General features: G+C 71.6%; 18 protein-coding genes. 6 read left to right on the top strand and 12 right to left on the bottom strand.

The genetic code is table 11. From position 1 onward, the window contains the following. Positions 1–8: 8 nt before the first annotated feature. The 11 genes from AB0G59_RS10195 to AB0G59_RS10145 all read right to left on the bottom strand — a co-directional run bounded on the left by AB0G59_RS10195 (position 9) and on the right by AB0G59_RS10145 (position 13,400). A complete protein-coding gene (locus tag AB0G59_RS10195; RefSeq protein WP_360909896.1) occupies positions 9–788 on the bottom strand; it encodes a TIGR03936 family radical SAM-associated protein in 780 nt (259 codons plus the stop codon). Between the two features lie 140 nt (positions 789–928). Next, positions 929–2,854, bottom strand: coding sequence for a TIGR03960 family B12-binding radical SAM protein (locus AB0G59_RS10190; protein ID WP_360909894.1), 1,926 nt, complete (start codon positions 2,852–2,854; stop codon positions 929–931). Positions 2,855–2,935: 81 nt separating this feature from the next. Continuing rightward, positions 2,936–4,477 (bottom strand): CYTH and CHAD domain-containing protein, encoded by a 1,542-nt coding sequence (locus tag AB0G59_RS10185; RefSeq protein ID WP_360909892.1) that lies wholly within the window; start codon positions 4,475–4,477, stop codon positions 2,936–2,938. A gap of 52 nt (positions 4,478–4,529) precedes the next feature. Further along, positions 4,530–5,729 (bottom strand): rod shape-determining protein RodA, encoded by a 1,200-nt coding sequence (rodA, locus tag AB0G59_RS10180; RefSeq protein WP_360909890.1) that lies wholly within the window; start codon positions 5,727–5,729, stop codon positions 4,530–4,532. After that, on the bottom strand, positions 5,726–7,933 hold the full coding sequence (gene mrdA / locus AB0G59_RS10175) for a penicillin-binding protein 2 (protein ID WP_360909888.1): 2,208 nt from the start codon (positions 7,931–7,933) through the stop codon (positions 5,726–5,728). The genes rodA and mrdA overlap by 4 nt, the downstream gene beginning before the upstream one ends. After that, positions 7,930–8,631 carry a rod shape-determining protein MreD gene (gene mreD, locus AB0G59_RS10170; RefSeq protein WP_360909886.1) on the bottom strand — a complete coding sequence of 234 codons (702 nt, stop codon included), beginning with the start codon at positions 8,629–8,631 and terminating at the stop codon, positions 7,930–7,932. The genes mrdA and mreD overlap by 4 nt, the downstream gene beginning before the upstream one ends. Before the next feature lie 3 nt (positions 8,632–8,634). After that, on the bottom strand, positions 8,635–9,567 hold the full coding sequence (gene mreC, locus AB0G59_RS10165) for a rod shape-determining protein MreC (RefSeq protein ID WP_360909884.1): 933 nt from the start codon (positions 9,565–9,567) through the stop codon (positions 8,635–8,637). 148 nt (positions 9,568–9,715) lie between these two features. Then, complete coding sequence (locus AB0G59_RS10160; protein WP_004950903.1) at positions 9,716–10,735, bottom strand: rod shape-determining protein; 1,020 nt, start codon at positions 10,733–10,735, stop codon at positions 9,716–9,718. 286 nt (positions 10,736–11,021) lie between these two features. Next, positions 11,022–11,435: a nucleoside-diphosphate kinase gene (ndk, locus tag AB0G59_RS10155; protein ID WP_071963346.1), complete on the bottom strand. Its 414-nt coding sequence runs from the start codon at positions 11,433–11,435 to the stop codon at positions 11,022–11,024. 80 nt (positions 11,436–11,515) lie between these two features. Further along, on the bottom strand, positions 11,516–11,860 hold the full coding sequence (locus AB0G59_RS10150; protein WP_360909882.1) for a DUF4233 domain-containing protein: 345 nt from the start codon (positions 11,858–11,860) through the stop codon (positions 11,516–11,518). 1 nt (position 11,861) lies between these two features. Beyond that, positions 11,862–13,400 (bottom strand): folylpolyglutamate synthase/dihydrofolate synthase family protein, encoded by a 1,539-nt coding sequence (locus tag AB0G59_RS10145; protein ID WP_360909880.1) that lies wholly within the window; start codon positions 13,398–13,400, stop codon positions 11,862–11,864. Positions 13,401–13,540: 140 nt separating this feature from the next. Here AB0G59_RS10145 and AB0G59_RS10140 point away from each other — a divergent pair, with 140 nt between their 5' ends. The 5 genes from AB0G59_RS10140 (at position 13,541) to AB0G59_RS10120 (ending at position 19,623) form a co-directional block, all read left to right on the top strand. After that, positions 13,541–14,683, top strand: a complete 1,143-nt coding sequence (locus AB0G59_RS10140; RefSeq protein WP_360909878.1) for an ATP-binding protein — start codon at positions 13,541–13,543, stop codon at positions 14,681–14,683. Then, complete coding sequence (locus AB0G59_RS10135) at positions 14,680–15,405, top strand: response regulator transcription factor (protein ID WP_360909876.1); 726 nt, start codon at positions 14,680–14,682, stop codon at positions 15,403–15,405. The genes AB0G59_RS10140 and AB0G59_RS10135 overlap by 4 nt, the downstream gene beginning before the upstream one ends. 130 nt (positions 15,406–15,535) lie before the next feature. After that, on the top strand, positions 15,536–16,663 hold the full coding sequence (gene wecB / locus AB0G59_RS10130) for a UDP-N-acetylglucosamine 2-epimerase (non-hydrolyzing) (protein WP_360910018.1): 1,128 nt from the start codon (positions 15,536–15,538) through the stop codon (positions 16,661–16,663). A 209-nt stretch (positions 16,664–16,872) separates the two neighbouring features. After that, on the top strand, positions 16,873–18,240 hold the full coding sequence (locus tag AB0G59_RS10125) for a glycosyltransferase (protein WP_360909874.1): 1,368 nt from the start codon (positions 16,873–16,875) through the stop codon (positions 18,238–18,240). A gap of 162 nt (positions 18,241–18,402) precedes the next feature. Further along, positions 18,403–19,623, top strand: a complete 1,221-nt coding sequence (locus AB0G59_RS10120) for a hypothetical protein (protein ID WP_360910016.1) — start codon at positions 18,403–18,405, stop codon at positions 19,621–19,623. On the opposite strand, the gene AB0G59_RS10115 is transcribed toward AB0G59_RS10120, so the two are convergent. After that, positions 19,589–22,222, bottom strand: coding sequence for a valine--tRNA ligase (locus AB0G59_RS10115; protein ID WP_360909872.1), 2,634 nt, complete (start codon positions 22,220–22,222; stop codon positions 19,589–19,591). The genes AB0G59_RS10120 and AB0G59_RS10115 overlap by 35 nt on opposite strands. 124 nt (positions 22,223–22,346) lie before the next feature. Here AB0G59_RS10115 and AB0G59_RS10110 point away from each other — a divergent pair, with 124 nt between their 5' ends. Further along, positions 22,347–23,246 (top strand): hypothetical protein, encoded by a 900-nt coding sequence (locus AB0G59_RS10110; protein ID WP_360909870.1) that lies wholly within the window; start codon positions 22,347–22,349, stop codon positions 23,244–23,246. Positions 23,247–23,322 lie beyond the last annotated feature (76 nt).

The following is a 23,322-nucleotide window of genomic DNA, read 5'->3' as shown; positions in this document are numbered from 1 at the left end:
GGCCGTCCTTACGCGGAACCTTCCGGCACCTGCTGCGCGGCACTCGGCCCGGCGGCCGTGGATGGGGCGGCCGGGGCGGCGTCGCGGTCGGGCGCGAGCGGATCGGTCACCGTGCCGGACTCCTCATCGAGCAGCCCCTGCGCCAGCCTGGTCACCGCAGCGGGGACCGGCGGCGCCAGGTCGGCCGTAGCGCGGAGACCGGACAGGACGTCGTCGGGTCGCACGGCAGGTGTCAAGTGCCGAACAACCAGCCGCAGTATCGCACAGGCACCGTCGCCGGGCCTATCGGCCGGGGCTTCCAGCGCCTCGAGTCGGCGTACCGCCTCGCGTGCGTCGAAGGTCCGCATGCCGTTCTTGGTCCGGCGCTGGACCTCGACCGTCTCCGCCGCCAGGAAGGCCGCGACGGCCTTCTCGGCGTCCTGGGGCTCGACGCCCTCCAGCCGCAGCTCCCATACGGACGCCTGCAGCCGGTCGGCGAAGGAGGAGGTGTGCGCCTCCACCGCGTCGGTGATGTCGAGCCCGTCCGGCAGCGACTCGTCGAGCAGCGCCCGCAGGACCTCGGGGTCGCGTCGCTCGGCGAGCTGGATCTCCAGGTACTCGGCCTCGCTGCCCGTGCCGGTGGGTGCGGCATTGGCGTACGACACCTTGGGGTGCGGGGTGAAGCCCGCCGAGTAGGCCATGGGCACCTCGGCGCGGCGCAGCGCCCGCTCGAAGGCGCGCTGGAAATCGCGGTGGCTGGTGAACCGGAGGCGGCCGCGCTTGGTGTAGCGCAGACGAATGCGCTGCACCGCGGGTGCGGGCGGCGGGCCTTCGGGCTGTCGCTTGCCCAGTGTCGTTCAGTCCCTCGTGAGTGCGGTCATTCTGCTACCTAGAGTACGTGCAACGAGGGCCCTGCCGATCCGGCAGGGCCCTCGTTGGAACACTCGTACTACTTGACGACCGTCAGCGGCAGCAGCTTCTTGCCCGTCGGGCCGATCTGAATGGTCGTGTCCATCTGCGGGCAGACGCCGCAGTCGAAGCACGGGGTCCAGCGGCAGTCCTCGACCTCGGTCTCGTCGAGCGCGTCCTGCCAGTCCTCCCAGAGCCAGTCCTTGTCCAGACCGGAGTCCAGGTGGTCCCAGGGCAGGACCTCCTCGTACGTACGCTCGCGCGTGGTGTACCAGGCGACGTCGACGCCCTGCTCGGGCAGCGCCTGCTCGGCGCACTTCATCCAGCGGTCGTAGCTGAAGTGCTCGCGCCAGCCGTCGAAGCGACCGCCGTCCTCATAGACCGCGCGGATCACGGAGCCCACGCGGCGGTCGCCGCGCGAGAGCAGGCCCTCGATGATGCCGGGCTTGCCGTCGTGGTAGCGGAAGCCGATGGAGCGGCCGTACTTCTTGTCGCCGCGGATCTTGTCGCGCAGCTTCTGCAGGCGGGCGTCGGTCTCCTCGGCGGAGAGCTGCGGCGCCCACTGGAAGGGGGTGTGCGGCTTGGGCACGAAGCCGCCGATGGAGACCGTGCAGCGGATGTCGTTGGACTTCGACACCTCGCGGCCCTTGGCGATCACGTTGACCGCCATGTCGCCGATCTGCAGCACGTCCTCGTCGGTCTCGGTCGGCAGACCGCACATGAAGTAGAGCTTCACCTGGCGCCAGCCGTTGCCGTAGGCCGTGGAGACGGTCCGGATGAGGTCCTCTTCGGAGACCATCTTGTTGATGACCTTGCGCATGCGCTCGGAGCCGCCCTCGGGGGCGAACGTCAGACCGGAACGACGGCCGTTGCGGGTCAGCTCGTTCGCGAGGTCGACGTTGAACGCGTCCACACGGGTCGACGGCAGGGAGAGGCCGATCTTGTCCTCTTCGTAGCGGTCGGCCAGGCCCTTGGCGATGTCACCGATCTCGGTGTGATCGGCGGAGGACAGCGACAGCAGGCCGACCTCCTCGAAGCCGGTCGCCTTGAGGCCCTTGTCCACCATCTCGCCGATGCCGGTGATGCTTCGCTCCCGCACGGGGCGCGTGATCATGCCGGCCTGGCAGAAGCGGCAACCGCGCGTGCAGCCGCGGAAGATCTCCACCGACATCCGCTCGTGCACGGTCTCCGCGAGCGGCACCAGCGGCTGCTTGGGGTAGGGCCACTCGTCCAGGTCCATGACGGTGTGCTTGGACACCCGCCACGGCACGCCGGAGCGGTTGGGGACGACACGGGCGATGCGGCCGTCGGCCAGGTACTCCACGTCGTAGAAGCGCGGGACGTACACGCCGCCGGTCTTCGCCAGGCGCAGCAGCAGCTCGTCGCGGCCGCCGGGGCGGCCCTCGGCCTTCCAGGCCCGGATGATGTCGGTGATCTCCAGGACGGCCTGCTCGCCGTCGCCGATGACCGCGCAGTCGATGAAGTCCGCGATGGGCTCGGGGTTGAACGCCGCGTGGCCGCCCGCGAGGACGATCGGGTCGTCGAGGCCGCGGTCCTTGGACTCCATCGGGATGCCCGCGAGGTCCAGGGCCGTGAGCATGTTGGTGTAGCCGAGCTCGGTGGAGAAGCTCAGGCCGAACACGTCGAACGCGCCGACGGGCCGGTGGCTGTCCACGGTGAACTGCGGCACCTTGTGCTCACGCATCAGCTCCTCGAGGTCCGGCCACACGCTGTACGTGCGCTCGGCGAGGACGCCCTCGCGCTCGTTGAGGACCTCGTAGAGGATCATGACGCCCTGGTTGGGCAGTCCCACCTCATAGGCGTCCGGGTACATGAGCGCCCAGCGGACGTCGCACTCCTCCCAGGGCTTGACGGTGGAGTTCAGCTCTCCGCCGACGTACTGGATGGGCTTCTGCACGTGCGGGAGGAGAGCTTCGAGGCGCGGGAAGACCGACTCGACAGGCATTCGCAGTGGTGTCTCTCATGAGCGGGCAGGGGTGACCCTCAAGGGTAACGTGCCCGCCGGCCGTACAGGGGGCGCCCGGAATTACTGGGCCTCCAGTCCCTCCCGCCACCGCTTGTCGGACACCGCCGCCCACACCTCGGGCAGCTCCCGCTCGGCCCGTTCCGCCCGCCGTTCCTCCCGCCCGTAGAGCAGCCCGAACGTGAAGGCGGACTCCCCCGCCCCGTCGGCCTGGGCGGCGATCGTGCGCAGGGCGCCGCGTGCCATGAGGCTGTCCTGGTGGTCGCCCAGCAGGGACTGGACGGTCTTCAGCTGCTTGGCGAAGCGTTTCGCGGGCTTGCCCAGGCCGGCCGTCGCGGCCTCCGCCGCGTAGCGGGTGCGCTTGGCGGCCTTGCGGGCGTCGTGCAGGGCGGTGTCGCGCTCAGGGCCCGGGGCCGCGGTGGCCAGGGCGTGCTCGACGCGGGCGGCCAGGCGTGCGTAGTCGCGCAGCACTGCCTTGGCCAGCGCGGGTGCCGGGGGCTTCGCGGCGGCGGTGCGCAGCGGCGGGTCGGCGAGGAGGGCGTCGAGGCCGTCGAGGAGCGCCAGATAGCGCTTGCCGTCGAGGACGCCGGTCAGGCGCTTGCGGGACTCGATGCGGTTGCGGCTGGACCAGATGCGCAGCCGGGCGCGCACGGGTCCGCGGACGAGCGTGCGGGGCAGTTCGTCGAGGTGTTCGCGCAGCCGTTCGGTGACGACCTCGCGGTCGCGGTCGACGCCCAGTTCGGCGGCGAGCCACTTCAGTTCCGCGGCGAGGGGGTCGGTGGCGCGCCGGTCGAGGACGCCCGCGTAGGTGCGGAAGGCGCTGCGCAGGCGGCGGGTGGCGACGCGCATCTGGTGGACGGCGTCCTCGGTGCCGAGGCGGGCGCCGGGGTCGAGGGTGAGGACGGCTTCGGCCTGTTCGCGCAGGTACGCCAGGACGTGGTCGCCGGCGGTGGCCTTGGGGGGCAGGCCGGTGGCGGGCGGCTCGGTCAGGGGCGCGATGCCCGTCTCGGCCAGGGCCCGGGCCAGCTTGCTGGGCGCGTCCGAGGGGCGTAGGCCGGCCTTGCGCAGGTGCGGTTCGAGGGCGTCGAACAGGTCCTCGTCGCCGCCCCGGGCGAGCTCGATCTCCACTTCCGTCCACCGGGCGGTGGCGCCGCCGTCGGTGAGGGCGGTGGCGGTGACCGTGTCGGTGCTGGCCTCGGCGAGCAGGGTGCCGCCGGCGTCGTGGAGGTGGTGCACCTGCCGGCGGGAGAGGATCCGCACCAGCGGCCGGAGCGGGGCGTCGCGCGTGCGCGAGCGGACGAGTGCGGTCAGGGCGCGCGGCACGGTGGCCGCGAGGGGGGCGCGGATCTCGTCGCGTACCCCCGGGGCGACCGGCAGTTTCAGGTGCCAGCCGGCGTCGGTGCCGCCCGTGCGGCGGCGCAGGGTGATGCCGGCCGCGGCCAGGCGGCGGTCGGCGGTGTCGTAGTAGACGGCGTCCAGCTCGGCCGTCCCCCGGTCGCGGGCGGCCGCCACGGGTGCGGCCCCGCTCAGGTCGGGGAGGTGGGCCGGGCCCGTACCGTCGCCGGCTTCGTACTTCCGCTCGATCTCTCTCACGGTGTCCGCCATGACGCCGAATCTAGTCCTCGAACGGGCGTCGCGGCAGACCGCCTCCGGCGGCTCAGGCCGACATCTGGCGCTGCGCCTTGATCGACTGGAGGAGTCCCACCGCCATCCAGGCCGCGAACATCGACGAGCCTCCGTAGGAGACGAAGGGCAGCGGGAGCCCGGTGACGGGCATGATGCCCAGGGTCATGCCGATGTTCTCGAAGCTCTGGAAGGCGAACCAGGCGATGATGCCGGCGGCCACGATCGTCCCGTACAGCTCGGTGGTCTCGCGGGCGATGCGGCAGGCCCGCCACAGCACGATGCCGAGCAGGAAGATGATCGCTCCGGCGCCGACGAAGCCGAGTTCCTCCCCGGCGACGGTGAAGATGAAGTCGGTCTGCTGTTCGGGGACGAACTGGCCGGTGGTCTGGGAGCCGTGGAAGAGGCCGGAGCCCGTGAGGCCGCCGGAGCCGATGGCGATGCGGGCCTGGTTGGTGTTGTAGCCGACGCCGGCCGGGTCGAGGGCGGGGTTGGCGAAGGCGGCGAAGCGGTTGAGCTGGTACTCGTCGAGGACGCCGAGCTGCCAGACGAGGAGGCAGCCGACGACGCCCGTGCCGATGAGCCCGGCGATCCAGCGGTTGGAGGCGCCGGAGGCCAGGAGCACGGCCAGCACGATCACGACGAGCACCATGACGGAGCCGAGGTCGGGCATCAGCAGGATGATGACGATCGGCAGCGCGGCGAGGGCGAGGGCCTCCATGACGGTGCGGTGGTCGGGCTGGCGCCGGTCGCCGGCGTCGACCTTGCCGGCCAGCAGCATCGCCATCCCCAGCGTGATGGTGATCTTCGTGAACTCGGAGGGCTGGATGGAGAAGCCGCCGCCGAGCTGGATCCAGGAGCGGGCACCGTTGATGGTCGCGCCCAGCGGGGTGAGCACGGCGAGGGTGAACAGCACCGAGATGCCGTACAGGATGGGGACGGCGCCGCGCAGCGCCCGGTGGCCGACCCAGACCGCGCCGAGGGCGAGGGCCAGGCCGATGCCGGTGTTGAGGAGGTTGCGCAGCAGGAAGTAGTAGGGGTCGCCCTGGTTGAGCTCGGTGCGGTTGCGGGTGGCGGAGTAGACGAGCAGGGTGCCGATGGCGGACAGGGCCAGGGCCGCGAGCAGCATGACCCAGTCCAGGCGGCGCAGCACGGAGTCGCGGGCGGTGAGCCGGGACCAGGTGCCGCGCTCGGGGGTGAATCGGCGGACGCGGTAGCCGCTGGCGGTACTCACCGGTCCTCGTCCTCCTTCCGGGACGGGGACTGCTCCGGCGAGGCCGGTCCCCCCGAGGGCGGGGCCGAGGAGCCGTCCGAGGCGGACGCCGAGGGGCTGGGCGTGGGCGAGGCGATGGGCTGTGCCTCGATGGTGCCGTCCTTCTCGATCTTCGGCAGCCCGGTCTGCGGGTGCGGCAGCAGCGCCTTGCTCTCGTCGATCTTGCCCTTTTCGTCGACGCCGTACAGGCCGTTGTAGATCTTGCGGACGGCCGGGCCGGAGGCGCCGGAGCCGGTGCCGCCCTGGGAGATCGTCATGACGACGGTGTAGTCGGCGGTGTAGGTGGCGAACCAGGAGGTGGTCTGCTTGCCGTAGACCTCGGCGGTGCCGGTCTTGGCGTGCATGGGGATCTCTTTCTGGGGCCAGCCCTGGAACCGCCAGGCGGCGGTGCCGTTGGTGGCGACGCCGGCGAGGGCGGCGTCGATCTGGTCGCGGGTCCGGCCCTCGAAGGGCAGCCGGCCGTGGGAGGCCGGCTTGATCTCCCGTACGCGCTTGCCGTCGCTGGAGACGATGGCCTTGCCGACGGTGGGGTTGTACAGGGTGCCGCCGTTGCTGATGGCGGCGTAGATGGTGGCCATCTGGATGGGGGTGACGAGGGTGTCGCCCTGGCCGATGGAGTAGTTGACGGAGTCACCGGCGCGCATGCGCATGCCGGACTCGCAGTTCTCCTTGGCGATCTTCCCGGCGTAGCTGGTGTCTTCCTTGTCGCCCTGCTTGCACCAGGTGTCCTTGTTGGCTTCCCAGTACTTCTTCTTCCACTCGCGGTCGGGGACGCGGCCGCGGACCTCGTTGGGGAGGTCGATGCCGGTCTCCTTGGCGAGGCCGAACTGGTGGGCGGTCTTGTAGAACCAGTCGGCGGGGTTCTTGGGCTTGTTGCCGCCGTCCTTCTGCCACTGACGGTAGGCCAGGTCGTAGAAGACGGTGTCGCAGGAGACCTCCAGCGCCCGGCCGAGGTTGATGGAGCCGTGGCTCTGGGACTCGAAGTTCTTGAAGACCTGGTTGCCGATGCTGTACGAGCTCGAGCAGTTGTAGCCGTCGTCGAAGCCGTATCCGGCGTTGACGGCCGCCGTGGTGGAGATGACCTTGAAGATGGAGCCGGGGGCGGCCTGGCCCTGGATGGCGCGGTTGAGCAGCGGGTAGTTGGAGTCCTTGCCGGTGAGTTCCTTGTAGTCCTTGCCGGAGATGCCGCCGACCCAGGCGTTGGGGTCGTAGGTGGGGTTGGAGGCCATGGCGACGACCCGGCCGGTCTTGGACTCCATCACCACGACGGCGCCGGCGTCGGCCTTGTAGGGGACGCCGGTGTTGCGGTCGATCTCCTTGCGGGCGTCCTTCATCGCCTGGTCCAGTTCGCGTTCCGCTATGGCCTGCACGCGGGCGTCGATGCTGGTGACGACGTTGGCGCCGGGCTCGGCCTTGTCGCTCTTGGCCTTGCCGATGACGCGGCCGAGGTTGTCGACCTCGTAGCGGGTCACGCCGGCCTTGCCGCGCAGCTCGGTGTCGTACTGGCGCTCTATCCCCGAGCGGCCGATCTGGTCGGAGCGCAGCAGCGGGGAGCGGCCGTTCTTGGCCTTGGTGATCTCCTCGTCGCTGACGGGCGAGAGGTAGCCGAGGACCTGCGCGGTGTTGGAACCGCCCGGGCCGGCGTAGCGGCGCACGGCGGTGGGCTCGGCCGTGATGCCCGGGAAGTCCTCCTGGCGCTCACGGATCTGCAGGGCCTGCTGGGTGGTGGCCTCGTCCGTGATGGGGATGGGCTGGTAGGGCGAGCCGGCCCAGCACGGCTTGGGGGTCTTGGCGTCGCACAGCCGTACCTTGGCGGCGACGTCCTCGGGCTTGAGGTTCAGCACGCCGGCGAGGCGGGCGAGGACGGCCTTGCCCCTGTCCTTCATCTTCATCAGGTCGGTGCGGCTGGCGGAGACCACCAGCCGGGTCTCGTTGTCCGCGAGCGGCACCCCGCGGGCGTCGAGGATCGAGCCGCGGGTGGCGGGGGCGACGACCTGCTGGATGTGGTTGTCGGCGGCCTCGGCGGTGTACTGGTCGCCGTTGCGGATCTGCAGGTACCACAGGCGGCCGCCGAGGGTGAGCAGCAGCGAGAAGACGAGGATCTGGATGACGACCAGCCGGATCGTGATGCGCGAGGTCCGCCCGGTCTCAGGACGACTGGTCAAAGCCGCTTGACCCCCTTGAGCTTCGGCTTGCGCGGCTTGGCGAGCAGGCTGGTGCGCTGGCTGCCGATGCGGCTGGTGCGGCCGCCGAGGCGCCCCTTGCGGCTGATGCGGCCGAGGCGGAAGCTGCCGCCGGTGTTGCGCCGGTAGGCGGGCTCGCCGCCGCCGGCGACCGCGGTGCCGTCGCCGGTGAGCGGATCACCGAGGGTGCGCCGGGCCACGGCCATGATCAGGGGCACGGTGAAGGGCGCGAGCAGCAGGTCGTAGAGGGCCGCGGTCGCCACGAGGCCGGTCAGGCCGACGTGCCGGGCGGCGGTGTCGCCGACGAGGGAGCCGACGCCCGCGTAGAGCAGGGTGGAGGCGATGGCGGCGCCGACGACGGCGAGCATGGGCGCGGTGGCCGAGCGCAGCTGGCCGCTCTCGGGTCTGGCCAGGCCGATGAGATAGCCGATCAGGCACAGCACCAGGGCGTAGCGCCCGGTGGCGTGGTCGGCGGGGGGCGCGAGGTCGGCGAGCAGGCCGGCCCCGAAGCCGATGAGGGCGCCCGCGGTGTGTCCGTAGACGAGGGCGAGGCCGACGACGACGAGGAGCAGCAGGTCGGGGACGGCGCCGGGCAGGTGGAGGCGGGCGAAGACGCTCACCTGGACGACGAGTGCCACCACCACGAGCGCGGTCGAGAGCAGGATCCGGTTCAGGCGCATCGGTCAGTCCTGGGGCTTGGCGCTCGGGGAGGGGGTGACGGTGACGGTCACGGTGGGGGCCGGCTTGGGAGCCTCGGGTTTGGGCGGCAGGACGGTGTCGCGGGGGTCCTCGCGGGGCGGCTGGACGACCACGCCGACGAGGTCGAGCTTGCTGAAGCCGACGAAGGGCCGCACCTGCAGGGTGCGGGTGAGGCCGCCGCCGGAGGGCTCGACGCGGGTGACCTCGCCGACGGGGACGCCGGGCACGAAGGGCTTGTCGCGGCTGGAGCCGAAGGTGGTCAGGCGGTCGCCCTCGCGGACGGCGGCCTTGCCGTTGAGGAGCTCCACACGCAGGGAGCGGTCGCCCTGGCCGTTGGCGAAGCCGATCTCGCCGGTCTTCTCCATGCGGGTGCCCACCGTGAACTTGGGGTCGCTGGCGAGCAGGACGGTGGAGGTGGTGGGGCCCACGGTGGTGACGCGGCCGACGAGGCCGTCGCCGTTGAGGACGGTCATGTCGCGCTTGACGCCGTCGTTGCCGCCGATGTCGATGGTGACGGTCCAGGAGAAGCCCTGCGCGGCTCCTATGGCGATGACCTGGGCGCCCTTGATGCCGTACTGGCCCCGGCCGGCGGTCTTGAGCATCGCGTCGAGCTCGCGCAGCCGGCCGCGGTTGCGGTCGTCGCTGCCGAGCCGCTGCTTGAGGGTGGTGTTCTCGCGCTCCAGCTCGCTGATGCGGTCGCTGCGGTCGCCGGAGTCGCGGACGGCGGCGATGGCGTCGCCGACCGGGTCGACGGCGGCGGCCACGCCCTTCTCCACCGGGCCGAAGGCCGAGGCGGCGGCGTGCCGCGCGCCGTCGAGCGGGGACTGCTCACCGCCGCGGATGTCGACCGTGATCAGCGCGAAGGCGATCGCGATCAGCAGCACCAGCAGCAGCCGGCTCTCTCGTGTGTCCCTCACGTGCGGCGGCGGGCCCTTCTCGTCGGACCGCCGGGCTGCGGGTCCGGACGGTCATCGGGGAGCGTTCTGCCTGTATATCAGTTGGGGCAGGCGCCGTCGGCGCGCCATGGAGCGAGCGCCTCCGGTCCGGCACGGGACGCCCCTTTCGTCACCGACGGGGCTGGGCGTCCAGGACCTGCTGGAGGGCTTCGAACTCCTCGACGCACTTGCCGGAGCCGAGGGCGACGGAGTCCAGCGGGTCCTCGGCGATGTGGATCGGCATGCCGGTCTCACGGCGCAGCCGCTCGTCGAGGCCGCGCAGGAGGGCGCCGCCGCCGGTGAGAACGATGCCGCGGTCCATGACGTCACCCGAGAGCTCCGGCGGGCACTTGTCGAGGGTGGTCTTGACCGCGTCGACGATGGAGTTGACGGGCTCCTCGATGGCCTTGCGGACCTCGGCGGCGGAGATGACCACGGTCTTGGGCAGGCCGCTGACCAGGTCCCGGCCGCGGATCTCGGTGTGCTCGTCCTGCTCCAGGTCGTAGGCCGAACCAATGGTGATCTTGATCTGTTCGGCGGTGCGCTCACCGAGGAGGAGGCTGTACTCCTTCTTGATGTGCTGGATGATCGCGTTGTCCAGCTCGTCGCCGGCGACCCGGATGGACTGCGCGGTGACGATGCCGCCCAGGGAGATCACGGCGACCTCGGTGGTGCCGCCGCCGATGTCCACGACCATGTTGCCGGTGGCCTCGTGGACGGGCAGCCCCGAGCCGATGGCGGCGGCCATGGGCTCCTCGATGATGTGCACCTGCCGGGCACCGGCCTGGGTGGAGGCCTCGATGACGGCGCGGCGCTCGACGCCGGTGATGCCGGAGGGCACGCAGACCACGACGCGCGGGCGGGCCATCCAGCGGCGCTTGTGGATTTTGAGGATGAAGTAACGGAGCATCCGCTCCGTGATCTCGAAGTCGGCGATCACACCGTCCTTGAGCGGGCGGACCGCGACGATGTTGCCGGGGGTTCGGCCGATCATCTTCTTGGCCTCGGCACCGACCGCGAGGATCCCACCGGTGTTGGTATTGATCGCGACGACTGACGGCTCGTTGAGGACGATCCCGCGGCCTCTGACGTAAACCAGCGTGTTGGCGGTCCCGAGGTCGACAGCCATGTCACGGCCGATGAACGACATGTTGTTCCCCATGAGGATACGTCTGGCCTTCCCAGTTTGAGCGATTGCTTACTTGAGGACGGCAGGTGTGGTGCGCTGCGGGGCGCCGAGGCTTCATCGTAGTCTCGCCCACTCGAACGCGGTGCGAGGGTTCCTCCGCCATTGTGGGTGGAACACGAGCTGGCCCCAGTAATGGTGACGTCGTGTCGGAGTGAGAGGTTCCCTCGTTCGGCGCGGCATATGCCTGAGGGCGACCGAAAAGAAATCGGTCGCCCCTGATCAGAATGGACGTTCGGCTGATCCGGTATCAGGCGAGGCCGGGAAAGAAAATCTTGATTTCCCGCTCCGCGGACTCCGGGGAGTCCGAGGCGTGGATGAGGTTCTCGCGCGTGATGGTCCCGAAGTCGCCGCGGATCGAGCCGGGAGCGGCCGCGATGGGGTCGGTCGGGCCGGCCAGCGCGCGGACGCCCTCGATGACGCGCTCGCCCTCGACGACCAGGGCCACGACCGGGCCGGAGGACATGAAGCCCATCAGCGGCTCGTAGAAGTCACGGCCGACGTGCTCGGCGTAGTGCTGCTCGAGGGTGGCACGGTCCAGGGTGCGGAGCTCCAGCGCCGCGATCGTCCAGCCGGCCTTCCGCTCGATGCGGCCGACGATCTCGCCGACCAGGCCGCGGCGGACGGCGTCCGGCTTGAGAAGGACGAGGGTGCGCTGGCTCATACTGCGGGCTCCTTGCGGGCAGGCAAACGGATGCGGTGGGCCGAAGGGTACAGGGACGCCCCGGCCCACCGACAACCGGACTACGAGGCTTCGGCCGCGGCCGCGGCGAAGCGGGCCTTGGCCTCGTCCACCTTGCGGCCGAAGTGGACCGAGGCCCACCACAGGCCGGCGAAGACCGCGCCGAGGATGAACATCATCGGGACGACCAGGCCGCTGGCGATCAGGCCGATCTGCAGCAGCCAGCCCAGCTGGACGCCGCCGGGCCGGGTGAGCATCCCGCACAGCAGGACGCTGAGCACCATGGCGGTGCCGCTGACGGCCCAGACCGTGCCCGTGGACAGGTCGGAGGTCTGCATGGCGACCAGGCCGGCGAAGCCGATGACGAAGAATTCACCGATCAGGGTGCTCGCGCACAGCGTCCTCATGTCAGCCCCTTCCCAGCAGCAGCCGGGCCTCGCCGACCGTGATCACCGAGCCGGTCACCAGCACACCGGCGCCCGCGTACTCGCCCTCTTCCTCCGCGAGGGTGATCGCGGCCTCGAGGGCGTCGTCCAGCCGCGGCTCGACCTGGACGCGCTCGGAACCGAAGACCTCGACGGCCAGCGCCGCCAGCTCGTCCACGTCCATGGCGCGCGGGGTGGAGTTCCGGGTGACGACGATCTCCGCGAAGATCGGCTCGAAGGCCTCCAGCAGGCCGCGCACGTCCTTGTCGGCGCTGGTGCCGACGACGCCGACGAGACGGCTGAAACCGAACGCCTCGGTGACGCCCTCGGCCGCGGCCCGGGCGCCGGCCGGGTTGTGGGCGGCGTCGAGCACCACGGTGGGGCTGCGGCGCACGACCTCCAGCCGGCCCGGGGAGGTGACGGAGGCGAAGGCGCGGCGGACGGTGTCGATGTCCAGGATGCGGGCGTGCTGCGAGCCGATGCCGAAGAACGCCTCGACCGCGGCCAGGGCGACGGCGGCGTTGTGCGCCTGGTGGGCCCCGTACAGCGGGAGGAAGACCTCTTCGTACTCGCCGCCCAGGCCGCGCAGGGTCAGCAGCTGGCCGCCGACCGCGACCTCGCGGGCGGTGACGCCGAACTCCATGCCCTCGCGGGCGACGGTCGCGTCCACCTCGACGGAGTGCTTGAGGAGCACCTGCGCCGCGTCCACCGGCTGCTGCGCCAGCACGACGGTGGCGTCGGGCTTGATGATCCCGGCCTTCTCCGCGGCGATGGCGCCGGGGGTGGAGCCGAGCCGGTCGGTGTGGTCGAGCGCGATCGGGGTGACCACGGCGACCGTTCCGTCGACGACGTTGGTGGCGTCCCAGGTGCCGCCCATGCCGACCTCGACGACGGCCACGTCCACGGGGGCGTCGGCGAAGGCCGCGAAGGCCATGCCGGTGAGCACCTCGAAGAAGGAGAGGCGGTACTCCTCGCGCTCGTCGACCATCCGGACGTACGGCTCGATGTCGCGGTAGGTCTCGATGAAGCGCTCGGCGGCGATCGGGGCGCCGTCCAGGCTGATCCGCTCGGTCACGGACTGCACGTGCGGGCTGGTGTAGCGGCCGGTGCGCAGGTCGAAGGCGGCCAGCAGGGCCTCGATCATGCGGGCGGTGCTGGTCTTGCCGTTGGTGCCGGTGATGTGGATCGCGGGGTAGGCGCGCTGCGGCTGGCCGAGGATGTCCATCAGGGCTTCCATGCGCACCAGCGACGGGTCCAGCTTGGTCTCGCCCCAGCGGCCCGCCAGCTCGCTCTCCACCTCGCGCAGCGCCCGGTCCACCTCCGGGTCCTGCGGCCGGGCCGGGACGCCGTCGCCCTGCGGGGGCCCGGACTGGGCGCGCAGGGTGCGGCTGCCGGCCTCGATCACGGCGAGGTCGGGGTCGCGGTCGGTCTCGGCTTCGACGATCTCGGCGAACCGGTCGGTTTCACCGTTTTCGCCGGGTTCGTTTTCGCCGTTTTCGTCGTTCAGGGGGCGCTCGCTCACGGGGCCCAGTCTACGGACCGGGGCGCCCGGGAGAGCGGGGGCACCTCCCACGACATCGGGAGCGCGTGCATCCGCTTTGGCATACGGTTTTTCCGGAAGATCCCTTGAGTGAGTTTCGGCGGTGCGCGCGAAGGAGAGCCATGGGGTCCGAGGACCGGGACCGGCTCCAGGCGGTCCTGGAGGCGCTGCCGGCCGGCGCGCTGCTGCAGAGCCCGGCCGACGAGGTGCTGGCCGTCAACCGACGGTTCGTCCGCATGTTCGACCTGGAGGGGCGGGCCGACCTCTCCCCCGGCGCCCCCATGCGGCCCGTCGCCCCGCTCGTACGGGCCTTCTTCGCCCCCGGCCACACCGGACCGGGCACCCCCGGCGAGATCCTGGCCGGCCGCCATGTGCACCGGGTGGCCGAGATCCCGCTCACCGACGGGCGGACCATCCGCCGCCAGGTCGAGCCGCTGCGGCACGGCGACGCCTACCTCGGCTCCCTGTGGGTGTTCGCCGACATCACCGACGCCAAGCGGCGCGAGCGCGACCTGGAGCGCGACAACCGCACGCTCACCGAGCTCGCCGGACAGCGCAACGCCTTCACCGCCGCCGCCTCCCACGAGCTGCGCACCCCCCTCACCTCGATCTGCAGCTTCGGCGAGCTGCTGGCCGACCCGGCCTTCGGCAGCCTCGGCGCCGAGCAGTCCTCCTTCCTGGACGCCATCCGGCGCAACGCCGAACGGATGCAGCGGGTGATCTCCGACCTGCTGCTCACCACCCGGATGCGGGCCGCCGGACCCGAGCTGGAGTTCGCCCCCGTGGACGTACCGCACATGCTCGAGGACGCCGTCATGGACCAGATGGGCGCGATCGAACGGGCGGAACTGTTCGCCGTCCTCGACTGCGCGCCCGGCCCCGCCCTGCGCGGCGACCGCCACCGCCTCCAGCACGTCCTGGGAAACCTGCTGGAGAACGCCGCCAAGTTCACCCCGCCCGGCGGCCGGATCACCGTCACCGCCGCCCCCCGCGGCGTCCACTGGGACATCGAGGTCGCCGACACCGGCATCGGCGTCCCCGAGCAGGCCCGCCACGAGATCTTCACCGGCTTCGTACGGGCCCCCAACGCCCGCTCCGGCGGCTACCCCGGCACCGGACTGGGCCTGGCCATCGCCCGTACCGTCGTCGAGCTGCACGGCGGCACGATCACCGTCGGCGGCCGGGAGGGCGAGGGCGCGGTCTTCCGCATCCGGCTGCCCCTGGAGGGGCCGCCGCCCGCACCCGGAGCGGGGACCCGGCCATGACCCGCATCCTCCTCGTCGAGGACGACCCCGACCTCGCCCTCGCCCTGCGGGTCCTGCTCACCCGCGCCGGCCACGAGGCCGTCCGCGCCGAGGACGGCCGCGAGGCCCTGCGCCTGCTGTTCGCCGAGCGGCCCGGGCTGATGATCCTCGACATCGGCCTGCCCGGCCTCGACGGCTGGGAGGTGCTCGAACGCACCCGCGACATGAGCGACCTGCCCGTCCTGCTGCTCACCGCCCGCGGCGCCGAGTCCGACCGGGTGCGCGGCCTGCGCGCCGGCGCCGACGACTACCTGCCCAAGCCCTTCGGCAACGACGAGCTCCTCGCCCGCGTCGAGGCGCTGCTGCGCCGCAGCGAGCCCACCCGCTGGGCGGGCGACTCCTTCGGCGGGGACGGGCTGCGGTTGGTGCCCGAACGGCGCTCGGCCGTGTGGCAGGGCCACGAGGCGCGGCTGAGCGACATCGAGTACCGGCTGCTGCAGGTGCTCGTCCGCAACCGGGGCCGGGTGATCACCACCGACCAGTTGCTGGACCGGGTGTGGGACGACCCGGAGGGCACCGGCCGCGAGCGGGTGAAGTTCGCGGTGCTGCGGCTGCGGCGCAAGCTGCGCCAGGCCGCCGGCGACGAGGCCGCCGACCCCCTGGAGGCCGTACGCGGCCTGGGCTACCGCTACCGCCCCGACGGCGGCGGCAATGGCGAGGACGAGGGGGTCGAAGGTCCCTGACCGGCCCGGGACCATGGTCCTCGATCATCCCTTCGCAACCGTCCGGCAACCGAAGACCCTCCTGACGCGCAACCGGGGCACCGCAGGCTCGTAGCCGTCCCCGCCGCCGGCCTCAGGAGTCCCCCTCGTGCTGTCCCTGCCCCCGCGTAGCGTCGCCCTCGTTCTCGGCACCCGCCCCGAGCTCGTCAAGCTGACCGACCTCGTGCGCCTCCTGGGCCCCGCCGCCCACCTGGTCCACACCGGGCAGCACTACGACGAGGAGCTGTCGGGCCGCTTCCTGACCGAGCTGGGCCTGCCGGAGCCGACGTTCCTGACCGGCGTGGGCGGACAGCCGCGCGCCGTGCAGATCTCCGCCGCCCTCGCGCAGCTCGACGAGCTGTTCACCGCCGAGCCTCCGCTGGCCGTCGTCGTCCAGGGCGACACCAACGCCGCCCTCGCCGGCGCTCTCGCCGCCAACGCCCGCGGGATCCCCCTGCTCCACGTCGAGGCCGGGCTGCGCAGCCACGACCGCGACATGCCCGAGGAGCACAACCGCGTCCTCATCGACCGCATCGCCGACGTGCTGTGCGCCGCCACCGAGGACAACCGCGCCAACCTCCTCGCCGAGGGCATCGACGACGCCCGCATCGCCGTCACCGGCAACACCGTCGTCGAGGCCGTCCGCAACCAGCTCCCCGACGCGGCGGAGCGCACGGCGCTGCTGGCCCGGCACGCCCTGACCGCCGACGGCTACGTCCTGGCCACCGTGCACCGGCCCGAGAACACCGACTCGCCCGGGGCCCTGCGCGCCATCCTCACCGAGCTGGCCGCCCTGGCCACCGCCGACCGCCCGGTCGTCCTGCCGCTCCACCCGCGCACCCGCGCCCGCATCGAGGCCGCGGGCCTCACCGGCCTGCTGACCCCGCTGACGGTGACCGCTCCCCTGGGCTACTCCGAGTTCCTGGCCCTGGCCCGGCACGCCGCGCTGCTGATCTCCGACTCGGGCGGCATCCAGGAGGAGTGCACGGTCCTCGGCCGCCCGCTGGTGGTCGTCCGCCGCTCGACGGAGCGGCCGGAGGCGATGGGGGACTTCGCGGACCTGGTCGAGCCGGGCCGGCAGATCGGCGAGGCGGCCCGCCGCCGGCTGGCCTCCGGCGCGCAGGAACTGCAACGACTGGCCGCCCTGCCGAGTCCCTTCGGGGACGGGCTGGCGTCGGACCGCATCGTGGCGCTGCTGACGGCGATCGGCGCGCCGGAACAACTGGCGGCAGCGGCCTGATCCCTCCCCCACCCCGCCCCTTCCCGCAACCGGGGGCTCCGCCCCCGGACCCCCGGTCCTCAAACGCCGGACGGGCTGGACCTTCCAGCCCGTCCGGCGATTGAGGACAAGAAACGGTGAAAGGGCGGGACCGGGGCCCCTTCCGCAACGCGCACCGCACCGCACGCACCGCCCCCGTAAACGCACCCCCCCCCGGAGCCCCCACCCGCATGTTCTCCAGCCCCCTCCTCCTCGCCTTCCCCTTCTTCCTCCTCCTGTGCTTCCTGCTCTACTGGGCCGGCGCCCGCCACGCCTACACCCGCCGCCCCGAGGCCGGCCACGGCGACCCCGGTGCCTTCGACTGGCACTTCTTCGTCCCGTGCCGGGACGAAGAGGCCGTCGTCGGCACCACCGTGCGCCGGCTGCGCGCCGACCACCCGGGCGCGCACGTGTGGGTCATCGACGACGACAGCGAGGACCGCACCGGCGCCATCGTCGCCGCCCTGGCCGACGACGACCGCCGCGTCCACCTCGTGAGCCGTCGCCGCCCCCACGCCCGCCAGGGCAAGGGCGCCGCGCTCAACGCCGCGTACGACGAGCTGAACCAGTTCCTGTCCAAGGACGCCGACCGCGAGCGCGTCGTGGTGTGCGTCATCGACGCCGACGGCCAGCTCGACCCGCACGCCCTCCCCCGCGTCGCCGGCCCGCAGGGCTTCGGCGATCCGGAGATCGGCGGCGTCCAGGTCAGCGTCCGGATGCGCAACACCGACGACCCCCGCCCGCTCGGCGAGGACCGCGGCCGCGTCAGCAACGCCTTCGCGCGCCTCCTCGTCCGGATGCAGGACATGGAGTTCTCCGTCTCCAACGCCGGCATGCAGCTGCTGCGCGGCCGCACCGGCTCCGTGGGCCTCGGCGGCAACGGCCAGTTCACCCGGCTGACCTCGCTGGACCGCATAGCCGCCGCCGAGCGCCGCCCCTGGCAGCGCGGCGCGCTGCTGGAGGACTACGAGCTGGGCCTGCACATGATCCTGGCCGGTGACCGCATAGCCCACATAGCCGACACCTGGGTCTCCCAGGAGGGCCTGCCGCACGGCCGCCGCTTCCTCACCCAGCGCACCCGCTGGGCCCAGGGCAACCTGCAGTGCGTGCGCTACGCGCCGCGCATCGTCTCCTCGCGCCACTACGGCGGCAAGGGCGTCCTGGAGACGCTCTACACCTTCCTCCAGCCCGTCGCCCACCTGGTCACCCTCGCGCTGTGCGCGGTCATGTTCACCCTCCTCGGCCTGACGGCCGCTCAGGACGGCGTGGGCGAGGCGTTCGACGGCATGCTGGCCCTGTGGCCGCTGGTGCTCGCGCTGGCCGTCGTCTCCGTGCTGCCGTTCGTGCTGTGGGGCCCGCTCTACCGCCGTGACCGCGCCGCCGACCGGTCGATGCTGACCGCGCTGCTGTGGGGGCTGGCCCTGTGGCTGTACGCGTACCACCTCTTCCCCGCCTCGGCGCGCGGGTTCGTCCGGATGCTGCGCGGCCGCAACGGCTGGGCGAAGACCCGGCGCAACGCCGAGCGCGTGGAGTCCGGGCCGGTGGCCATCGAGGCCTGAGCCCCCTCACGGGCCGCATGGGGCCGCACGGGCCGCACGGGCCTCATGAGATCGGTCACAGAAGAGACCGACGAGGCAACTTTCCGTTCCCTTCCGTCATCTGACCGCCGGTGATATTTATGCCCGGAACGGTTCCGGGTGGCGGAACGGAGCGTTGTGCGGATACCACAACTGAGCAATCGGACGCATCTGCTGCTGCTCACCGCGTGGGCGGTGCTCTGGTTCGTGATCGTCGAGCCCAGCGGCGGCTTCTCCTGGCACTACCTGCGCACCGGCGGCGAGCTGATCTACGGCTCCTCGGGCGACGGCGGGCTCAACCTCTACGCCCGCCACCCCGAGCTGCAGATGGGGCCCATCAGCTTCCTCGTGGCGGGCCTGTTCAACCCCTTCCCCGCCGAGGTCGGGCAGGTGCTGGCCGAGGCGTTCATGTCGGTGCTGGGCCTGGTGATCCTGGTCCTCGCCGGCCGCAGCGCCGCCCGGCACTTCCTGGGCACGGGCACGAACCACCAGCGGCTGCGGCAGCGCGTCCTCGTCGCGGGCCTGGCCTTCATCCCCATGTGGATCGAGGTCGCGGTCCGCTTCGCGCATCTGGACGACGTCCTCGCGCTCTTCTTCACCGCCCTGGCGGTCTATTACCTGACGCGCTGCAATGCCGCCGCGACCGGCATCTGCATGGCCCTGGCCCTGGACTCCAAGCCCACCGCGCTGGCCTTCCTGCCGCTGCTGCTCGCCCTGCCCAAGGAGCGGTGGCTGCGCGCGGGCCTGTGGTGCGTGGGCCTGGTGGCGGTGGCCTGGCTGCCGTTCTTCGTCGTCGACCCGCAGTCCTTCGCCGCGGCGAAGTTCACCATTCCCAACAGCCCCGCCTCCGCGCTGCGCTGGCTGGGCGGCAACACCCCCGTGACCCCCGACTGGGCCCGGCCCGCCCAGGCCGCGCTCGGCCTCGCCCTCGGCACGATCGCCGTCTGGCGGGGCCGGTGGGCGGCGGTCGTGCTGCTGGGCGCCAACGCCCGCATCGTCCTCGACCCCAGCGTCTACACCTACTACACGGCGTCCGTGCTGCTGGGCACCCTGCTGTGGGACGTGTGCGGACAGCGGCGCCTGGTGCCGTGGTGGAGCTGGATCGCGCTGATCGTCCTCTACGGCAGCGTGTTCATGGTGCCCGACGAGTCGGTCAAGGGCCTGATCCGGCTCGGCTTCGTGGCCGTGTCGACGGCGTACGTGCTGTTCGCCCCCGTACGGGACCGGCGGGACCGCAACCAGCACAGGCCCCTCGACCGGGTGGAAGAGGGGCCTGTGGAAGGGCCGTGGGGTCCCATGTGGGACCCGGGTCGTACGAGGCCTTGGGCCTCTACTTCGCCGGCAGGGCGGCCAGCTGGGCGGTGATCCGCTCGATGTCGGCCTCGGCCGTCGCCAGGCGGGTGCGGATCTTCGCCACGGCCGCCTCGGCGGCCTTGGCGAGGAACGCCTCGTTGCCGAGCTTGGCCGTGGACTGCGCCTTGTCCTTCTCGGCCGCGGCCAGCGCCTTGGTCAGCCGCTTGCGCTCGGCCTCGACGTCGATCGTGCCGGACAGGTCGAGCGCCACGGTCGCACCCGCGACCGGCAGCGAGGCGGTGGCGGCGAAGCCCTCGCCGGCCGGCTGGAGGCGCAGCAGCAGACGCATCGCGTCCTCGTGGGCGGCCAGCGCCGTGCCGGTCAGGTCCAGCTGGGCCGGGACCCGCTGGCCCGGCTGCAGGCCCTGGTCGGAGCGGAAGCGGCGGACCTCGGTGACGACCTGCTGGACCGTCGCGATCTCCTGCTCGGCCGCGGCGTCACGGAAGCCGCTGTCGGCCGGCCAGTCGGCGATGACCACGGACTCGCGGCCGGTGAGGGCGGTCCACAGGGTCTCGGTGACGAACGGGACGACCGGGTGCAGCAGGCGCAGCGTGACGTCCAGGACCTCGCCCAGCACGCGGCGCGAGGCCTCGGCCTCGGGGCCGCCCTTGGCGAACGTGGCCTTGGACAGCTCGACGTACCAGTCGAAGACCTCGTCCCACGCGAAGTGGAACAGCGTGTCGGAGAGCTTCGCGAACTGGTAGTCGTCGTAGTACGCGTCCACCTCGGCGACGACCGAGTTGAGCCGGGAGAGGATCCACCGGTCGGTGGCGGACAGCTGCTCGGCGGGCGGCAGCTCGCCCTCGACCGTCGCGCCGTTCATGAGCGCGAAGCGCGTGGCGTTCCAGATCTTGTTGGCGAAGTTCCGCGAGCCCTGGACCCAGTCCTCGCCGATCGGCACGTCCACGCCGGGGTTGGCGCCGCGGGCGAGGGTGAAGCGGACGGCGTCGGAGCCGTACTTGTCCATCCAGTCCAGCGGGTTGACGGCGTTGCCGAAGGACTTCGACATCTTCTTGCCGAACTGGTCGCGGACCATGCCGTGCAGGGCGATGGTGTGGAACGGCGGGGTGCCGTCCATCGCGTACATGCCGAACATCATCATCCGGACGACCCAGAAGAAGAGGATGTCGTAGCCGGTGACGAGGACGGAGTTCGGGTAGAACTTCGCGACGCTGTCGGTCTTCTCGGGCCAGCCGAGCGTGGAGAAGGGCCACAGGCCGGAGGAGAACCAGGTGTCCAGGACGTCGGTCTCCTGGTGCCAGCCCTCGCCCGTGGGCGCCTCGTCGTCCGGTCCGACGCAGACCATCTCGCCGTTCGGCCCGTACCAGACCGGGATGCGGTGGCCCCACCACAGCTGGCGCGAGATGCACCAGTCGTGGAGGTTGTCGACCCAGCCGAAGTAGCGGGACTCCATCTCCTTGGGGTGGATGGCGACGTCGCCGTCACGGACCGCCTTGCTGGCGGACTCGGCCAGCGGGCCGACCTTGACCCACCACTGCATCGACAGGCGCGGCTCGATGGTCGTCTTGCAGCGGGAGCAGTGGCCGACGGAGTGCTCGTAGGGGCGCTTCTCGGCGACGATGCGGCCCTCGGCGCGCAGGGCGCCGACGATGGCGCTGCGGGCCTCCAGCCGGTCCAGGCCCTGGAAGGGGCCGTGGACGGTGATGACCGCGTGCTCGTCCATGACGGTGATGGACGGCAGGTCGTGCCGCTGGCCGATCTCGAAGTCGTTGGGGTCGTGGGCCGGGGTGACCTTGACGGCGCCCGTGCCGAACTCCGGGTCGACGTGCTCGTCGGCGACGACCGGGATGCGGCGGCCGGTGAGCGGCAGCTCGATCTCGGTGCCGACCAGGTGCTTGTACCGCTCGTCCTCGGGGTGGACGGCCACGGCGGTGTCGCCGAGCATCGTCTCGGCGCGGGTGGTGGCCACCACGATGGAGGCGTCGCCCTCGCCGTACCGGATGGAGACGAGCTCGCCCTCGTCGTTCTGGTACTCCACCTCGATGTCGGAGATGGCGGTCAGACAGCGCGGGCACCAGTTGATGATGCGCTCGGCGCGGTAGATCAGCTCGTCGTCGTAGAGCTTCTTGAAGATCGTCTGGACGGCCTTGGAGAGGCCCTCGTCCATGGTGAACCGCTCGCGGCTCCAGGCCACGCCGTCGCCCAGACGACGCATCTGGCCGGAGATCTGACCGCCGGACTCGGCCTTCCACTGCCACACGCGCTCGACGAACGCCTCACGGCCGAGGTCGTGGCGGGACTTGCCCTCCTTGGCCAGCTCGCGCTCGACCACGTTCTGCGTGGCGATGCCGGCGTGGTCCATGCCGGGCTGCCACAGCACCTCGAAGCCCTGCATGCGCTTGCGGCGGGTGAGGGCGTCGATCAGCGTGTGCTCGAAGGCGTGGCCCAGGTGGAGCGAGCCGGTGACGTTCGGCGGCGGGATGACGATCGTGTACGGCTCTTTGTCGCTCGTCGCATCGGCCTCGAAGTAGCCCCGCTCTACCCAGCGCTCGTACAGCGGCCCCTCTACCTCGGCCGGCGCGTACTGGGTCGGCAGTTCGGGGGTGCTGTCGTTCGGCCCGCTGTCGGGGCGCTGAGTGTTATCGGTCACGGACGGAATTCTACGGGGCGGGGGTGACAGCTCACGAACCCGTTTCCGCCCCGGGACAAGGCGCGAACATGTCATCCGAAAGGATGGTCTCGAATTCGATCTCCCGTGAGACGCAGAGGCAACGATGAGCCAGCACCAGCCGGGCCCGTACGGGGCGCCGCAGCAGCCGAACCCCTACGCGCAGCCGCCCGGGTACGGCTATCCGCAGCAGCCCCAGCAGCCGCAGCCGGGCGGCTGGGGCCCGGGCATGCCGCCCCCGTACCCGCCGCCGGTCCCTCCCCAGGGCGGCGGCAAGGGCAAGGCGATCGGGATCGCGGTCGTCGCGCTGGCCCTGGTGGGAGCGATCGTGGGTGGCGTCCTGGTCCTCGCGGGAGGCGACGGGGAGAAGAAGGCGAAGGCCGACTCCCCCACCGCACCCGCGAGCTCCTCGCCCAGCGCCTCCGCCTCGCCGTCGGCGACACCGGAGGGGAAGCGCTACAAGCTCGTCACGCCCGACACGGTGGCGGGTGAGTACACGAGGGACACCGCCGACACCAGCAGCGGATTCAGCTCCAGGGACCTGGCGCGTCTCACCGTCCTGGGCGTCACCAACCCGCAGAAGGCCACGGCCGTGTACAAGTCCGGCGAGGACAAGCGCGCCCAGAAGACCCTGCGGTTCACCGGCGCGTGGGGCGATGACGTACGGAACCCCGAGGCGGTGGTGGACGGAATGTTCGAGGACGCGACGAAGGGCGCCAAGAACGACACCGACCCCTCCAAGATCCAATTCGAGGGCACCCCTCAGCGGATGTCCCCGGAGGGGATCGGTGACGCGGTGATGAAATGCCAGATGGGCAAGTACGTGGACACCGCTCTGCCCAGGCCCTTGCGGATGCCGCTGTGCATCTGGTCGGACAAGAGCACGGTCGGCACGGTGTTCGCCCTGGACACGGCGCTGATGGTGCAGGGCCAGGACCTCACCCTCGAAGAGGCCGCCAAGCGGGTGACGAAGCTGCGGCAGGACGTACGCGTAGAGGTCCGCTGAGGACGTCGGCGAACCGCAGAAATAGCCGAATGGGCCGAAGTCGGAGCGAAAACTCCGCAATGCCACGCCCATCAAG

Source organism: Streptomyces sp. NPDC021096, from assembly GCF_040641275.1.
Lineage (GTDB): Bacteria > Actinomycetota > Actinomycetes > Streptomycetales > Streptomycetaceae > Streptomyces.
The sequence above is the reverse complement of the archived record's forward strand: the minus strand, read 5'-3'. Positions and strand labels throughout refer to the sequence as shown.

Coding starts and splice junctions, on each gene's coding strand:
- AB0G59_RS10190 (WP_360909894.1), bottom strand. CDS start 2,854: ATGCCTGTCGAGTCGGTCTTCCCGCGCCTCGAAGCTCTCCTCCCGCAC.
- AB0G59_RS10185 (WP_360909892.1), bottom strand. CDS start 4,477: ATGGCGGACACCGTGAGAGAGATCGAGCGGAAGTACGAAGCCGGCGAC.
- mreD (WP_360909886.1), bottom strand. CDS start 8,631: ATGCGCCTGAACCGGATCCTGCTCTCGACCGCGCTCGTGGTGGTGGCA.
- AB0G59_RS10160 (WP_004950903.1), bottom strand. CDS start 10,735: ATGTCGTTCATCGGCCGTGACATGGCTGTCGACCTCGGGACCGCCAAC.
- ndk (WP_071963346.1), bottom strand. CDS start 11,435: ATGAGCCAGCGCACCCTCGTCCTTCTCAAGCCGGACGCCGTCCGCCGC.
- AB0G59_RS10150 (WP_360909882.1), bottom strand. CDS start 11,860: ATGAGGACGCTGTGCGCGAGCACCCTGATCGGTGAATTCTTCGTCATC.
- AB0G59_RS10140 (WP_360909878.1), top strand. CDS start 13,541: ATGGGGTCCGAGGACCGGGACCGGCTCCAGGCGGTCCTGGAGGCGCTG.
- AB0G59_RS10135 (WP_360909876.1), top strand. CDS start 14,680: ATGACCCGCATCCTCCTCGTCGAGGACGACCCCGACCTCGCCCTCGCC.
- AB0G59_RS10125 (WP_360909874.1), top strand. CDS start 16,873: ATGTTCTCCAGCCCCCTCCTCCTCGCCTTCCCCTTCTTCCTCCTCCTG.
- AB0G59_RS10110 (WP_360909870.1), top strand. CDS start 22,347: ATGAGCCAGCACCAGCCGGGCCCGTACGGGGCGCCGCAGCAGCCGAAC.